Origin of the sequence: Bartonella sp. OC16QHHD (assembly GCF_042194035.1) — a bacterium.
Classification (GTDB): Bacteria; Pseudomonadota; Alphaproteobacteria; order Rhizobiales; family Rhizobiaceae; genus Bartonella.
This window is the reverse complement of the sequence record NZ_JBHIMJ010000014.1, coordinates 157,037-172,498: the sequence shown is the minus strand read 5'-3', so window position 1 is coordinate 172,498 and position 15,462 is coordinate 157,037. Positions and strand designations below refer to the sequence as shown.

The window sequence follows — 15,462 nt, the reverse complement described above, 5'->3', positions numbered from 1 at the left end:
ATTCAAGCAATCCAACGGCTAAAAAGAGAAGTAGAAAGAGCACGTCCTGCAACTTCTTCACGCAAAATGAGTTCTCCTGATTCGACCGTACCACCAAGATTTACAAATGCATCACGCATTAAAGCATGAAGTGCAAAGAAGGAAGCACGAATAGAATAAGCCGTAAGGACAACAGAAAGCGGTTTATCAGAGAGAAGTTTACGACAATTTGTGATCATAGCGGGTAAATGATCAAACAGTTGCCAAATTTCACCATGGGGTCCACGCCCATAAGCAGGGGGATCAAGAAGAATCATATCATAGCTTTTCTTACGACGCAGTTCACGCTCGACAAATTTCATAGCATCATCGCAAATCCAGCGAATAGAATGATCTGGTAATCCTGCTCTTTCTTGATTAGCTTTTGCCCACGCAATGGCTTTTTTAGAAGCATCAACATGGGTAACATTCGCACCCGCTCGTGCTCCAATCAAAGAGGCAATACCTGTATAGCCAAAAAGATTCAACAATTTTATAGGGCGTTCGGCTTTAACAATTTGTTCTTCCATAGAGCGCCAATGGGCATCTTGTTCAGGAAAAACCCCCACATGACGAAAGGAAGTAAAACGGCCTAGAAAAGACAATCCATTCCAAGCAAGAGCCCATGTTTCATCAAGTGGCTTTTTAGGAAAATGCCAACGCCCAACCCCTTCTTCATCAAGGTTTCCTGTGAAAATAGCATCAACATCAGCCCATTGTTTTTGTGGTAAAACGGGTTTCCATAGTGCTTGACCTTCTGGTCGAATAATGCGGTAAGCTCCATAACGTTCTAATTTTTGTCCATGACCAGAATCAATGAGAGCATAGTTTTCGCTTATACCCGTTTCTAAAATAAGGGGCAGCTTTTCCTGCGGATATCTATTGTTATGGGAGAATTGAAAGCATTGTGCGGGCATGTTTTGTATCACGGTATATGAGGTATAAAAATATATTATAAAACTCTTAAATGTTTCGTAAAAGTGCAAAAAAGCTAAAGTCAATTAAAACATGTATAAAAAAGAAAAAGAGCACTTTTAACTCTGTACTGAATATAGAATACAGAGAGAAAAGATTTCATTTAAATACCATTACACCAGATTTGTGATAGATGTTTTCAATTTTTCAATCTCGGCTTTACTTTTTTTGAGAGCTTTTTTGTATTTGTGGTAGGAAAACCAACTGATCAGATTTCCTAATAAAATACCAAAACCAAAGAAAATAAAGAGCCATATAAAGAGGGGAGCATGATAAGTAAAACTTTCAGGATTTGCTCGAAAAGGATCAAGGGTTAACGGAACCATTTGACGATTAGCCACGATAAAAACAATCAAAACCGCTGCGAGAATCACACCGATACTTGTTAGAAGAATACGTTTAATTATCATAAGTTTCTCACTGATTAAGACGGTCGCGTAAATCCTTGCCAGTTTTAAAAAAAGGAATCCACTTTTCTTCAACAGAAACGGCTTCACCTGTTCGTGGATTACGTCCATTACGGGCTGAACGGCTTTTTACAGAAAAAGCTCCAAATCCACGAAGTTCAACGCGATTGCCATTTGCAAGTGCTGTTGCAATTTCCTCAAAAATAGCATTTACAATATTCTCCACATCCCGTTGAAAAAGATGCGGGTTATGACGAGCGATAATTTGCACAAGTTCTGATTTTACCACAATAGCCTCACTTTCACACAAAAAAATTTTGTAATTGTGCACTCCATGCATATTACAATATATAAACGGATAAAAGCAAAATAAAATCAAGAAAAAACAAATTGCAAGAAACAAAATTTGAAAATACCTTCTATAAAGGGTATACAGATTAAAAATGCGGAGGATTTAAGAGATCAGGAGAGTATGTTCGTACACAATCATTATAAAGCCTTTTCAACGCAATCATCTTTTGGAGATGTTTTAAAAAAAGCATCTCGTCATTCGCGTCGCATTAGCATATTAAAATTTTTTTTACCTCTCTTAGCGTTGATTTCAGCGCTGGTTTTTTGCTGGTTTACGTTTTTCTTGGTTCCCTTTACTTCTGATTCTATGCCTTTGAATAATGGAGAAAGTGGCGTGATGAATTTGACGATGCTCAATCCAAAATTAGAAGGGTATACGCGTGCTCATGAACCTTATTGGCTTAAAGCAGAAAAGGCATTTCAAGACCATACCCACGCTGGAATGATTGGGTTGCAAAACATTACAGCTAGAGCATTTATGGGCCAACAAAGACAGGTTTTTCTTTCAGCACAAGGAGGGGGGTACGATAACATTAATGGTTTTTTACAGTTGGATAAGCCATTCACGATTACGACGAATGATGGGATGATGGTACAATTTATGTCAGCTAGTATTAACTTATCCGAGGGACAGTTAAAAACAGATCAACGTGTTAATATTAAGCAAGCCGGTTTGAATCTTGCCGCAAACGCCTTACAAATTCGAGAAAAAGGAAAAAACATATATTTCCATGGTGGTGTGCATTTAGTGCTTCAAAAGCAATAACGCAATATCAATACAAATCTTTAAAGGATATTTATAAAGAGAAGTATGTGTATATACAAACAGAAGAATTGAAATAATGAAATCGTACAAAAGATGGATAGGTGTGATGTTGGCTGTTAGCATGGGAATGTTAGGAGAAGGAGCAGTTTTAGGATATGCTGAAGTGGCCCATTTTGGAATAAGTCTATCAAGCGATAAAGAACCGGTAGAACTTCATGCAGATTCTTTGGAAATACGTGATAAAGAAGGGATAGCGCTTTTTAAGGGTGACGTTTCAGTGGTACAAGGTGAACGTCTTTTAAGAACGGCAGAATTAGTTGTTTACTACGATAAAGCATATAAAGAAATTGATAAAAACAAGGAAGATACAAAGGCATCATCTGTTTCTTTATTTGGTTCGTCGAGTATACAAAAAATGGAAGCTTTAGGAAAAGTTTATATAAAAATTGCTACGCAAGTTGCTACGGGTGATAAAGGCGTTTTTGATGGAAAGTCAAAAATGATGAGTTTGACAGGGAATCATGTTGTGTTAACTGATGGTGACAATGTGGCAACGGGGTGCAAACTAACGGCAAATATGGAAAGCGGAAAGGCTTTTTTAGAAGGTTGTGAGACGCCTAAGAAAAAAGGTCGTGTTTCTATTATTTTAAAACAAAATCAAAAGAATGGCCATTAAGATTTCATGTTTGGAATCAAAAGAAAAAAACAGACCGATAGGTATAATCTTGAAAGTGAAGCTTCAAAAAATCCCTTAAAAGGGACCTTGATTGCCAGTAATTTGATTAAAGTTTATCGAGGAAGACGAACTGTTAATGGTGTTTCTTTTGGCATTCGTACGGGAGAAGCCGTTGGCATTTTAGGGCCCAATGGGGCAGGTAAAACAACTTGTTTTTATATGGTGACAGGGCTTATAAAATCTGATGGAGGATCCATTAAAATTGATGGATTTGATATTACGCATCTTCCGATGTATCGACGTGCGCGTTTAGGTATTGGATATCTTCCACAGGAAGCGTCTATTTTTCGTGGTCTTTCAGTAGAAAATAACATTAAAGCTGTTTTAGAGGTCGTTGAAAAAGATCGCCTTAAACAACGTGAAGAGTTAGATAGCCTTTTACATGAATTTAAAATTGATCATTTACGTAAAATGTCTGCACTTTCGTTATCTGGAGGTGAACGTCGGCGACTTGAAATTGCGCGCGCTTTAGCTTCTCGTCCCCATTTTATGTTACTTGATGAACCATTTGCAGGAATTGATCCTATCGCTATTTTCGATATTCAACAACTTATTCGTCATTTAACGAGGCGTGGCATTGGTGTTTTAATAACGGATCATAATGTGCGTGAGACATTAGGGCTTGTCGATCGCGCTTATATTATTCATACAGGGCGGGTGTTAGTTCACGGTTGTCCTAACGATATTATCAACAACGTTGATGTACGCAGAATTTATTTGGGAAATCAGTTTTCTCTTTGATTTTACAGCTTTCACGAGTTTCCATTTAAGTTTAACCAAACATTATTACTGAAAATCTCCTTATTTATGCCAAAACTTCTTTTATGACTATAACCTTAATGTTGTTATTGAGTGGTGAAAAAGGCTTCATCATTAGAGGTTAGTCTGTTGTTTTATAAGTTTAGCTTACTCATAATTGTATCATAGAAAAGATATCACTAGATTAACGTGATAATGAGTGATAAACGAAGCGCTCAATAAATGCGTGTGTTATTGAAAGGTAAGAGATATTTATCATATTTTTCTCTGTCGAATCAGACCATATATCGATGATGCTGTTTTAGGTATTTTGATGGGAGCACCGGTTTATATATTGCGGTTATTCAATAGGAGTTGTCGTATTTTATTGGTTTATATGGCCTATTTGAAAATAGGAGCTTGGCTACAGATATCAGGCTAAATCTATAAATCTTTTAAAATAATCATTAAATTTCTAAAAATCTTTATATTCTTGTTATAAGTCGATGTTCAAGCTATACAGTAATTTTCAAAGTAAAGGTCCATTTTGCTCAGTATGCTTTTCATCTTAATTTAAGGGCTCATTTTTAAAGAAAGAAAAACTCTGATGGCGGATTATACATCAACTCTTATGACAAGTTTAATAAATTTATGAATAATGGCCTTTTCTAGAGTCGTAAGGAAATTAACTTTATGAACAACTTTATTTCTTTGGTTTCTTATGCCGTTAATGATGATCCGAATAATATTTATTGTTGTTTTAGAAGTGATATGAGATGTATTGAGCCATCACCCATTATAAATTGAAAAGTAAAAACACATGCGATGTTGCGAAAAGTGAAAGAACATTAAGTATCTATAGCGTTTATAGGTTTATTGATGAGCATTTTAGCGTGTAAGAGGAAAATTAAAGTATGAATTTGAGTGAGTTAATAGCACCGGAAGCGATCATTCCGGCTCTTAATGCTAATTCGAAAAAACAGGTTCTGCAAATTTTAGCCGAAAAAGCTTCCAAGCTAACAGGTCTTAGTGAGCATGTGATTTTTGATGTTGTTTTACAACGCGAGAAGCTTGGTTCAACGGGTTTGGGTGGAGGTATTGCGATTCCTCATGGAAAATTACCTGATATTAATCGGATCATTGGTATATTTGCACGTCTTGAAAGTCCTGTTGATTTTGAAGCTCTTGACGACGAACCTATAGATCTCGTTTTTCTCCTTTTAGCACCTGAAAATGCTGGTGCAGATCATTTAAAAGCTTTATCACAGATCGCACGTGTTTTGCGTCACACTGATGTTGTACAAAAGTTGCGCAGTACGCATAATGCCAATGCGCTTTATGCTTTATTGATTCAAACTTCAGAATCAAATGCAGCTTAAAAGTTATTATGAGCGTATAAATTGCGAGGTATGCACTACAGAGCGTAGGAAATAATATAATTTGCATCTTAAGACTAATAACAAAAGGTTATGTCATGAGATTTAAGAAAATTACTTCTAATTGAACCTTCTTTTTAAAGAGCAACCAACAAAAACGAAGGGCTTTTCCTTTCTTGTTCTCGTATATTAAAGCATCTAATTATTATGTTCGTGGATTCTTTTATCCTGTTATACTGTAAAAACACTATCATTTGAGATATGGTGAGATAAATTCTGTAAGTCTTCTTAATATATTAAGTGCTTTTAGAGTGCGTGGTAAATGTTTTTAAGCAGGACTTGTTTGTAGAGCCTTTAGTTAAGTGAATCACATGAGTGGGAAGAAAAGAGGAGACCGCTCGACAAGAATCCAAACTTTTTCAGTCCAGATTGGATTAAGAATCTTCGTCCTTTGAAAGCGGGAAAGAAATCAACAGAAAAGTTTATTTGTGCATTGAATTTTTTTGTAAGTTGAGTTTGAGTGTTTAGGGATAATATTTTAATGCTCAAGAAGAAATAAGAGATATATTGTATCTTCAGTATAGCAAGATATTGATTTTAAATATAATTCACTATTTCGCATGTTGGATGAGAGATCCGAATATTGTAAAATTCTCTTATTCCAAACTTGTTTATGTTGAATCAATCAAAACCATTTCCTTGCACGTTGTAAACGAAATTAGCGTGTGGATAAAAACTGTACAAGAAAGGGGTAAAAATGCTTCCTATGAATCGTCTCAAGTATCGAGAGTTGTAGCAAAACATTGGGAGCTGGAAAATAGTGTTATGGTGCCAGCTTTCTTCTTCACAAGTGGAGAGATCAACTATTTTATAGATATGATTTAGATGTCTCTGTTGTATAGAGCTCATGCTAAAGAACAATTTTGTACGGTAAGAATGAAAATTATACCTTTAGGTTGGGTGAAAGAGTTTTATGCATAGGAAGATTTATTTAAGTGTCTTTAATTGATTAAAATATTGTTTAAAAAACGGTAATGTTAGAACTGCTATAGAAAAAAGTTTTATATTTCTTTTTATAAATTACTTAGAAATAAGATAAGGAGACTTTCCCAAAGAATTCTTAAGAAGTTTTTTATAACAGAAAGAAAAATATCGTCTAATACATTAAAATAATACGATTAAGCTATTATAAGCTACTAAAATCATTTTAGAAATTAATAATTGGAGATGAAATATATAGGGAAATAAGATCAAAAGAAACAAAGTTGTATGTGATTATTGAGATAGAATCTAAACTCTTTATGTTTTATTATTAATATCTTGATAATATTTTATTATTTTTACAAGGTCTTTTGAAGATTGAGAAAAAGTGTTATCGGGACGATATTGAATACGAAATATGAATGCACTATAATGAGTAAAAGATGGAGTATTTTACGAACATAAATATATTGAATGCATAAAGTCGAGAAGTGATATTCGTAAGGCGATTAAGCTTTTTTGCGGGGAGTCCGGGGTGTATTTTCAAAATTTTGCATCAGATTGCTTGTGATATAAAGAGTATGGTTTATTTCTTAACAGAGTGATGGTATATTTTCATCTCGTTTTGAAGTTCTATAGCTTAAAGAAATCGTTTTTTATACAAAAACGAAATAAGTAGCGTAAAATGAAGATATTATTTTTTAATGTGGTTATTGAATAAGAAGTTTATGTTTTGGTAACGATTAAAAGGTCACAATGAAACGTAGAAATCTATTTTGATTAGTGTGAAAATATTTCGCTTATTGAAGGAATTAGGACAATAACACATGAATATCGAGGAGTTTTTGTTGAATTTTTCCAATGAAGAAAATCTTGTTAGAGACTAAAGAAGTGAGCTAAATGAAGATGTTTGAAAAGACTGTTATTGCTGCATCTGTAATGGTTCTTGTTACAGCGGGAGTGGCATATGCACAAACGCCAAGCCGTTTAAATCAATTTGAAGCGTGGGGAGCCTATTCTTATAAATCGCCCAAAAATACGATTTGCTATGTGTTATCGGTACCTTTGAAGGCTCTTCCAACGACAGTTAATCATGGTGATAACTTTTTCTTGGTTACCAAGCGTTCTCATTCACCTATTTCGTTTGAACCGCAGTTTATGGCTGGTTATACCCTTCAAGAAGGGTCGAGAGTGACAGTGACCATTGGAGGTAAGGACTTTGATTTTTTCACGAAAGATTCCTCAGCTTGGCTGGCGTCATCAGAGCTAGAAAAGCAGCTTGTTTCTGCTATGCGTGCTGGAAGCAATATGACAGTGCAAGCGATATCAAAACGAGGAACGCATACCACTTATACTTATTCCTTAAAAGGGGTCACTGCTGCATTAAATGCAGCTCAAAAGTGCCATTAAGGTTTCGATAACTCTAAAATAGTGATGTGAATTGGAAAGCAATGGCCATTTCCTATGACCTTAGACCAGTTGGTTCATGTTTTGCACGAAAAACAGATAATGTGGTCGTGAAGGAGAGTTCTAAGCTCTCTTTAATTGGTTTGTCGCAAGATGAAATGATGCAAGCTTTAAAGACTGTTGGTGTACCAGAGCATCAAACGCGTATGCGTGTGCGTCAGCTTTGGCATTGGCTTTATGTGCGTGGTGTTTCAAATTTTGATGATATGCTGAATATTTCTAAAGCAATGCAAGAAACACTTAAGTGTCATTTCTCCATTGCGCGCCCAGAAATTGTTGGAGAACAAATATCAAAAGATGGTACGCGTAAATGGCTCTTACGTTTTCCTGCACGTGGAGCTGGAAGGCCTGTTGAAATTGAAACGGTTTATATCCCTGAAGAAGGACGTGGTACTTTATGTCTTTCATCGCAAGTAGGGTGTACGTTAACCTGCTCTTTTTGCCATACTGGAACGCAGATGCTTGTTCGTAATCTGACCGCAGAAGAAATTTTGGCACAATTATTGGTTGCACGTGATTGTTTGGGTGATTTTCCTGATAAGAATACCCCTGATGGAGCAATTGTTCCCATTGAAGGACGAAAAATTACCAATATTGTTATGATGGGAATGGGAGAACCTCTTTATAATTTTGAAGCTGTTAAAAAAGCTTTATTGATTGCCTCTGATGGCGATGGACTTTCTTTATCAAAACGTCGAATTACGCTTTCAACTAGTGGAGTTGTTCCTGGAATTATCCGAACTGGAGAAGAAATTGGTGTTATGTTAGCAATTTCACTCCACGCAGTACACGATACACTAAGGGATATGCTTGTTCCCATTAATAAAAAATATCCGCTTGCTTTACTAATGGAGGCTTGCCGTAATTATCCTGGTCTTTCCAATGCAAAACGAATCACATTTGAATATGTTATGCTGAAAGATATCAATGATAGTTTAGATGATGCTAAGCGATTGATTCAGTTATTGAAAGGGATTCCTGCTAAGATTAATTTAATCCCTTTTAATCCGTGGCCAGGGAGTAATTATCAGTGCTCTGATTGGGAGCAAATCGAGCGTTTTGCTGATGTCGTTAATCAAGCGGGCTATGCTTCTCCTATTCGGATACCGCGTGGACGCGATATTTTAGCTGCATGTGGACAGCTTAAATCGGCTTCAGAGCGCTTACGTAAATCTGAACGGTTACAACTTGAAAATGCCATTGGTCATTAGTTAACGTAATTTTCAGCGATATCGAGGCCTATACTTTTTTGTTTGTAATTTAATATCCAAACCTCATGCGATGGCATACGTGAGACAGAGATTAAGATGGATAAGTGCTAGACGAACAGTTTCAGCATTTATATGCTAAATGGGGTAAGAGATTGTCTATAGTCTGTTTGCATAATCTCTGAAATAAGAAGGAAGCCTAATTTAGAGGGAATATGAAGTCTTAAGGATTGTAACTAATTTCTACCTTATTATCATACTCATTAATTAGGTTTTGTGTCTTTTAAAAGCATCTACGGTAATATCTTTTAAAAAGTGGAGATTGTGCAGTGGCTCATGCTTTTGTTTATTCTTTTCTTAGATAGTTTTTATCCATACGAAAACTCCAGCTTCTCTTGTGGTGTACAAAGGAAAGGTATTGTTTTATTCAAAATAAACAGATTTGAAATGAAAAAATCTTATAATATTTGTTTTTTATTCAAATTAAAAGCGATACATTACACTTATAAATCAATGTTTTGTAACCACAAGGAGATGGAGGGCAAAGCTGGTAAAAGTACCAGCAATAAGCCAGTCGAGAAAGCGAATATAAAGAGGGTTCTTTTTGAGAGTTTTGGTAAGTTTATGCGCTGTAAAAACGATTGCAATTGTAATGGGGAAAGAAATAGGGATATAAGAGAGTCCTAAAAAGAGCAATTTTTGTGTTGCCATAGGATCATTCGCATTGATAAATTGTGGTAAGAATGTCGCGTTAAAGAGTATAACTTTAGGATTGAGAAGATTAATTCCAATACCAGCAAGATAGTTACGTTTAGCGCTTTGAGATTTAGAAGATGTCTGTTCAAAGGAAAAAGTGGGGTTTCTCCGTAACGCTTGAAAGGAAAACCATAAAAGATAAAAGGCGCCAACAATTTTCAGAAGAACAAAAGTATGTGGTGCAGCAAAAATAAGCGCTGATAAGCCAAGTGCTACAGCGGTAACCTGAATGGCAAACCCTGTTGCACTACCCAAGGTGCACATAATTCCAGCTTTTTTGCTTTGTGTAATGGTTCGTCCTACAGAAAGCATCATATCTGGTCCTGGAATAAGTGCTAAAATCAACGATGCTAAAGCAAATTGTACAACAATAGACCACTCCGGTAGAAATGACACGTAAATCTCCTTTTATTTTAAGCAGTGTTCACTATTTATACTTTGAGGCACCTTTATTTACGGTTTTTGCGTCTTTTTAATGTTGCTTAAAAAGAATTTATTTTTATATTTCTTGCATCGTTTTGATTTTTGGGTAGAAATAAAAAAGTAGCTCATATAGAACGTTAAAATGAAAAGGTGGCAAAATATTAGAAAAGTTGTTTTGGCTTATTCAGGTGGATTGGATACGTCAATTATTCTTAAATGGTTGCAAAGTGCGCTAGGTGTTGAAGTTGTAACTTTTACAGCAGATTTGGGGCAGGGGGAAGAGCTAGAACTTGCTCGTCGTAAAGCTGAAATGCTAGGTGTTAAAGAGATCTACATTGAAGATTTGCGCGAAGAATTTGTGCGTGATTTTGTGTTTCCGATGTTTCGAGCCAATACCGTTTATGAGGGGACTTATCTTTTAGGAACATCAATTGCACGTCCACTTATTTCAAAACGCCTTATTGAAATTGCTGAGGAAACAGGGGCAGATGCCATTGCTCATGGAGCAACAGGAAAAGGCAATGATCAGGTACGCTTTGAGCTTTCCGCTTATGCGCTTAATCCTGATATAAAGATTATTGCTCCATGGCGTGATTGGGATTTTAAGAGTCGGACAGATCTCTTTGAATTTGCTCGTATTCATCAAATTCCTGTAGAAAAGGATAAGCAAGGTGAAGCGCCTTTTTCAGTGGATGCAAATTTATTGCATTCTTCATCAGAAGGAAAGATTTTAGAAGATCCAGCACTTCCTGCTCCTGAATATGTCCATATGCGTACTCTTTCGCCGGAAGATGCTCCAGATCAAGCAACCAGAATTACTCTTGGCTTTAAAAAAGGCGATGCTGTTTCAATCAATGGAAAAAATTTATCTCCTGCAACTTTACTTGCAGAATTAAATCGTTACGGGCGCGATAATGGTATTGGTCGGTTAGATTTGGTAGAAAATCGCTTTGTGGGTATGAAATCGCGGGGTATTTATGAAACACCAGGTGGAACCATTCTTTTGACGGCTCACAGAGCTATAGAATCTTTAACGTTAGATCGTGGCGCAGCTCATTTAAAAGATGAGTTGATGCCACGTTATGCAGAACTCATTTATTATGGATTTTGGTTTTCGCCGGAACGTAAGATGTTGCAGGCAGCTATTGATTTATCTCAAGAACATGTTGAAGGTGAAGTCACGTTAAAGCTTTATAAGGGGAATGTAATTATTGAAGGGCGCCAAAGTAAGAAATCACTTTATTCCAGTGAGTTAGTAACTTTCGAGGATGATCAAGGTGTTTATGATCAAAGAGATGCAACTGGTTTTATTAAATTAAATGCTCTACGTTTGCGTACATTAGCAATGCATCATCAAGGTGATAAAGAAAAGAAATAGAAAGTTACGGTGACAAGTGTAAAGTAGGTGCAGTGCTTTTGTATGAAATGCCTAGTTTGAGCATTTTTTCTGTTGGTTTTTACCGTTCTTTCGTTCAATACTAGAAGCTTATCTTTTGCGCTAATAAATATAATAAGCAAAACCCATGATAATAATAGCAATGAAGGCTTCGATAATCAAAACAAGTCAATTTTGCTTTATAATATTGAATGTTTTTGATTTTTATCAGAACAAAATATGTTTATAACGAGGGCGGTTTTTGTATTGTGGCTTAAGAGTATAAAGAAATTTTCATCTTTTTGCTTGCTATTATTGACGAATAAATTCAAGAACCATACACCCTATTTTGAAAGAGTGTAATTTTTAGGATAAATAATGATGCGTGATCAGTGTGATACCCTCAACCTTACGCCTGAATTAAAAGATGCAGCTTCTCAATCGAGAACTTGGCCATTTGAAGAAGCACGTAAGATTATCAAACGGTATGAAAAAACGGGTTATCCAGACAGTGTGATATTTGAAACAGGTTATGGCCCTTCTGGTTTACCGCATATTGGAACTTTTGGGGAAGTTGCACGTACAACCATGGTGCGTCATGCATTTCATATTCTCACGGAGAATAAAGTAAAAACAAAATTACTTTGTTTTTCTGATGATATGGATGGTTTGCGCAAGGTTCCTGAGAATGTGCCTGATCGCGAGAGGATGGAACATTATCTTGGTCAACCGTTGAGCCGTGTACCCGACCCTTTTGGAGATGATTATCCTTCTTTTGGAGCGGCAAATAATGCGCGGTTACGGGCTTTCCTTGATCGTTTTGGTTTTGATTATGAATTTGCAAGTGCTACGGATTATTACAATTCCGGTCGTTTTGATGAAACACTTTTGAAAATCCTTGCCTGTTATGACAAGGTTATGGCAATTATTTTACCAACATTAGGTGAAGAACGGCAAGCGACCTATTCACTCTTTCTACCGATTTCTCCCTTTTCTGGAAAAGTATTACAGGTACCGATGATTGCGCGTAATGTTGAAAAAGGGACAGTCACTTATATTGAACCTGAAACAGGAGAAACCATAGAAACAGAGGTTACGGGGGGCAAAGTTAAGTGTCAGTGGAAGGTAGATTGGGCAATGCGTTGGACAGCACTTAGCATTGATTATGAAATGGCCGGAAAAGACCTTATCGATTCCACAAATCTTTCTTCTAAAATTTGTAAAGTATTAGGTGGAAACCCCCCAGAAGGATTCAACTATGAGCTCTTTTTAGATGAGAAAGGGCAGAAAATTTCCAAATCCAAGGGAAATGGCTTAACCATTGATGAATGGCTTACATATGCCCCAACAGAGAGTTTAGGGCTTTATATGTTTTCAAAACCTAAAACAGCAAAAAGGCTTTATTTTGATGTTATTCCTAAAGCTGTGGATGAATATTATGCTCATCTTTCTGCTTATGGTCGTCAAAGTTGGCAAGAACGGCTTAGTAATCCTGTATGGCATATTCATAATGGTTGTCCACCGCAGGTTGATTTGCCTGTATCCTTTGCGATGCTTTTAAATTTGGTAAGTGCTTCAAATGCGGAGAATGCAGAAGTTCTTTGGGGTTTTATTTCTCGTTACGCTAAAGAAGCAAATGCACAAACTTATCCAGAACTTGATCAATTGGTGAAGTTTGCCATTAAATATTTTGATGTTTTTGTTAAACCAAACAAGAAATTTCGTATACCAGATGATAGCGAACGAGCAACATTAGCACAAATTGATGAAAAATTAGCTCATTTACCTGAAACTGTTGATGGCAACATATTACAAAATACACTTCTTGATGTTGCACGGTTAACGGAACGCTATCAAGATCATAGCAAAAAAAGCCCTGAAGGTGGGCCTGGTGTTTCCAATGTTTTTTTTCAAATGTTGTATGAAGTCCTTCTTGGACAAGAGCGAGGTCCACGATGGGGATCATTTATAGCGCTTTATGGGATTAATGAAATGCGTGCACTGATTGCTGAAACACTTGCACGTCCTGTGGAGGAATAATGGAACGAAGAGTGCAGGAAGTAAAGCGACGCCGTACATTTGCAATTATTGCTCACCCAGATGCGGGGAAAACAACATTAACAGAAAAGCTTTTATTGTTTGGTGGTGCTATTCAACTTGCAGGAGAAGTAAAAGCCAAAAAAGATCGTATTCAAACCCGTTCTGATTGGATGAATATTGAGCGTGATCGTGGTATTTCCGTTGTGACTTCGGTGATGACGTTTGAATATGAAAATCATATTTTTAATCTCCTAGATACCCCAGGCCATGAAGATTTTTCAGACGATACCTATCGCACACTCACAGCTGTTGATAGTGCTATCATGGTATTGGATGGGGCCCGCGGGATTGAGCCTAGAACATTAAAATTGTTTGAAGTATGTCGGATGCGGGATATTCCTATTGTTACTTTTATCAATAAAATGGATCGTGAGGCACGTGACCCTATAGAGCTTTTAGATGAAATTGAAGAAAAGCTTGCTCTTGATACCGCCCCTATAACATGGCCCATTGGTACCGGTAAAGATTTTGTTGGTACCTATGACCTTCATCATAATCGTTTTCGTCAAAAAGATGATGAGATAATACAGCAGATAGTTTCAAATCCCAGAGAGGTTGTCCATTTACTCCCTGAATATCAACGTTCAACTTTTATTGAAGGGGTAGAACTTGCTCAAAGTGTTTGCAAGAATTTTGATCTTCAAGCTTTCCGTGAAGGTCATATGACTCCGGTTTATTTTGGTTCAGCTTTACGAAATTTTGGTGTTCGTGATTTGATCAATGCACTTATTGATTTTGGTCAAAGTCCTCGTGATCAAAGTGCAGATCAGCGCAATATCATAGCAACTGAACCTAAAATGACGGGATTTGTTTTTAAAATTCAAGCGAATATGGATCCTAATCATCGTGATCGTATTGCATTTTTTCGGGTATGCTCGGGAACACTTGAACGTGGTATGAAAACAAAGTTGGTCCGAACAGGAAAACCGATGACACTTTCGGCTCCACAATTTTTCTTTGCGCGTTCGCGCCAAATTGCTGATCAAGCCTATGCTGGTGATATCGTAGGGATCCCTAATCATGGAACATTGCGTATCGGCGATACTTTGACTGAAGGAGAAGATATCCTCTTTAAGGGAGTACCAAATTTTGCACCAGAGATTTTGCGTCGTGTTTGTTTAGGCGATCCAATGAAAGCAAAAAAGCTCAAAGAAGCTTTGCAACAAATGGCTGAAGAAGGGGTTGTGCAATTGTTTATTCCTGATGATGGGTCGCCTTCTCTCATTGGTGTTATTGGTGCTTTGCAAATTGATGTTTTAAAAGAGCGATTAAAAATAGAATATTCTTTGCCAGTGAATTTTGAGTCTGCACGCTTTAATTTATGCCGTTGGATTTCAGCGCAGAGCAAAGATGAGTTGCAAAAGTTTCTCAGCAATCACCGCTCTGCTATTGCGTATGATTTAGAAGGTGATCCAGTTTTTTTAGCGGAGAACCATTTTTCATTAAATTATGAAGCAGAAAGAGCTCCTAAGATAAAATTTTCTACTTTTAAAGATTATCAAGTAAGCTTTTAATGTAAAGAAGAATTTTTTATGTAACAATTTGGTGGATAATGATTTTTCATATTGAGTTGAGGATCTGAATATTGTTATTTTTTCTGAAAACAAAAGGAGTATGTAAAGAACACTTTCAGATTGCACTGTATAAAGAATACGGTAAATTTATTTATTAATATTCAATAAGTTATAATATATTTGTAATTGTAACGTCTTTTAAAATTTTGATATATTTTTTCACAATAGCTTAAGACAAGGTCATATATTTCAGTATTTTGAATGTCAGCTA

The 15,462-nt window shown here is 36.4% G+C and carries 13 protein-coding genes; 9 read left to right on the top strand and 4 right to left on the bottom strand.

Translation table 11 applies throughout. From position 1 onward, the window contains the following. Positions 1–2 precede the first annotated feature (2 nt). The 3 genes from ACFIK1_RS02470 to ihfB all read right to left on the bottom strand — a co-directional run bounded on the left by ACFIK1_RS02470 (position 3) and on the right by ihfB (position 1,689). Positions 3–935, bottom strand: coding sequence for a class I SAM-dependent methyltransferase (locus ACFIK1_RS02470; protein ID WP_375662004.1), 933 nt, complete (start codon positions 933–935; stop codon positions 3–5). 171 nt (positions 936–1,106) lie between these two features. Beyond that, entirely contained in the window at positions 1,107–1,403 is a 297-nt protein-coding gene (locus ACFIK1_RS02465; protein ID WP_273790185.1) for a lipopolysaccharide assembly protein LapA domain-containing protein, read from the bottom strand. 7 nt (positions 1,404–1,410) lie between these two features. Continuing rightward, entirely contained in the window at positions 1,411–1,689 is a 279-nt protein-coding gene (gene ihfB, locus ACFIK1_RS02460) for an integration host factor subunit beta (protein WP_273790186.1), read from the bottom strand. 183 nt (positions 1,690–1,872) lie between these two features. Between ihfB and lptC the strand changes: the two genes are divergently transcribed. The 6 genes from lptC (at position 1,873) to rlmN (ending at position 9,026) form a co-directional block, all read left to right on the top strand. After that, positions 1,873–2,517: an LPS export ABC transporter periplasmic protein LptC gene (gene lptC / locus ACFIK1_RS02455; RefSeq protein WP_375662003.1), complete on the top strand. Its 645-nt coding sequence runs from the start codon at positions 1,873–1,875 to the stop codon at positions 2,515–2,517. A gap of 76 nt (positions 2,518–2,593) precedes the next feature. After that, a complete protein-coding gene (locus ACFIK1_RS02450) occupies positions 2,594–3,193 on the top strand; it encodes an LptA/OstA family protein (protein ID WP_375662002.1) in 600 nt (199 codons plus the stop codon). A gap of 6 nt (positions 3,194–3,199) precedes the next feature. Beyond that, entirely contained in the window at positions 3,200–3,994 is a 795-nt protein-coding gene (gene lptB / locus ACFIK1_RS02445; protein WP_012754448.1) for an LPS export ABC transporter ATP-binding protein, read from the top strand. Positions 3,995–4,905: 911 nt separating this feature from the next. Continuing rightward, positions 4,906–5,370, top strand: a complete 465-nt coding sequence (gene ptsN / locus ACFIK1_RS02440; RefSeq protein ID WP_375606109.1) for a PTS IIA-like nitrogen regulatory protein PtsN — start codon at positions 4,906–4,908, stop codon at positions 5,368–5,370. A 1,884-nt stretch (positions 5,371–7,254) separates the two neighbouring features. Beyond that, a complete protein-coding gene (locus tag ACFIK1_RS02435) occupies positions 7,255–7,758 on the top strand; it encodes an invasion associated locus B family protein (RefSeq protein WP_375611465.1) in 504 nt (167 codons plus the stop codon). A 41-nt stretch (positions 7,759–7,799) separates the two neighbouring features. Further along, positions 7,800–9,026, top strand: a complete 1,227-nt coding sequence (rlmN, locus tag ACFIK1_RS02430; protein ID WP_375662001.1) for a 23S rRNA (adenine(2503)-C(2))-methyltransferase RlmN — start codon at positions 7,800–7,802, stop codon at positions 9,024–9,026. Between the two features lie 507 nt (positions 9,027–9,533). On the opposite strand, the gene ACFIK1_RS02425 is transcribed toward rlmN, so the two are convergent. Next, positions 9,534–10,175 carry a LysE family translocator gene (locus ACFIK1_RS02425; RefSeq protein WP_375662000.1) on the bottom strand — a complete coding sequence of 214 codons (642 nt, stop codon included), beginning with the start codon at positions 10,173–10,175 and terminating at the stop codon, positions 9,534–9,536. A gap of 169 nt (positions 10,176–10,344) precedes the next feature. On the opposite strand from ACFIK1_RS02425, the gene ACFIK1_RS02420 reads away from it, so the two are divergent. The 3 genes from ACFIK1_RS02420 (at position 10,345) to ACFIK1_RS02410 (ending at position 15,191) form a co-directional block, all read left to right on the top strand. Then, complete coding sequence (locus ACFIK1_RS02420) at positions 10,345–11,580, top strand: argininosuccinate synthase (RefSeq protein ID WP_375636390.1); 1,236 nt, start codon at positions 10,345–10,347, stop codon at positions 11,578–11,580. A 375-nt stretch (positions 11,581–11,955) separates the two neighbouring features. Then, positions 11,956–13,617: a lysine--tRNA ligase gene (locus tag ACFIK1_RS02415; protein ID WP_375661999.1), complete on the top strand. Its 1,662-nt coding sequence runs from the start codon at positions 11,956–11,958 to the stop codon at positions 13,615–13,617. Next, positions 13,617–15,191, top strand: coding sequence for a peptide chain release factor 3 (locus ACFIK1_RS02410; protein ID WP_375661998.1), 1,575 nt, complete (start codon positions 13,617–13,619; stop codon positions 15,189–15,191). Before ACFIK1_RS02415 ends, ACFIK1_RS02410 begins: the two co-directional genes overlap by 1 nt. Positions 15,192–15,462 lie beyond the last annotated feature (271 nt).

What these genes read in the sequence shown, in the direction of transcription:
- ACFIK1_RS02470 (WP_375662004.1), bottom strand. Translation starts at nt 935, where the DNA reads ATGCCCGCACAATGCTTTCAATTCTCCCATAACAATAGATATCCGCAG.
- ACFIK1_RS02465 (WP_273790185.1), bottom strand. Translation starts at nt 1,403, where the DNA reads ATGATAATTAAACGTATTCTTCTAACAAGTATCGGTGTGATTCTCGCA.
- lptC (WP_375662003.1), top strand. Translation starts at nt 1,873, where the DNA reads ATGTTCGTACACAATCATTATAAAGCCTTTTCAACGCAATCATCTTTT.
- ACFIK1_RS02450 (WP_375662002.1), top strand. Translation starts at nt 2,594, where the DNA reads ATGAAATCGTACAAAAGATGGATAGGTGTGATGTTGGCTGTTAGCATG.
- lptB (WP_012754448.1), top strand. Translation starts at nt 3,200, where the DNA reads ATGTTTGGAATCAAAAGAAAAAAACAGACCGATAGGTATAATCTTGAA.
- ptsN (WP_375606109.1), top strand. Translation starts at nt 4,906, where the DNA reads ATGAATTTGAGTGAGTTAATAGCACCGGAAGCGATCATTCCGGCTCTT.
- ACFIK1_RS02435 (WP_375611465.1), top strand. Translation starts at nt 7,255, where the DNA reads ATGTTTGAAAAGACTGTTATTGCTGCATCTGTAATGGTTCTTGTTACA.
- rlmN (WP_375662001.1), top strand. Translation starts at nt 7,800, where the DNA reads ATGGCCATTTCCTATGACCTTAGACCAGTTGGTTCATGTTTTGCACGA.
- ACFIK1_RS02420 (WP_375636390.1), top strand. Translation starts at nt 10,345, where the DNA reads ATGAAAAGGTGGCAAAATATTAGAAAAGTTGTTTTGGCTTATTCAGGT.
- ACFIK1_RS02415 (WP_375661999.1), top strand. Translation starts at nt 11,956, where the DNA reads ATGATGCGTGATCAGTGTGATACCCTCAACCTTACGCCTGAATTAAAA.
- ACFIK1_RS02410 (WP_375661998.1), top strand. Translation starts at nt 13,617, where the DNA reads ATGGAACGAAGAGTGCAGGAAGTAAAGCGACGCCGTACATTTGCAATT.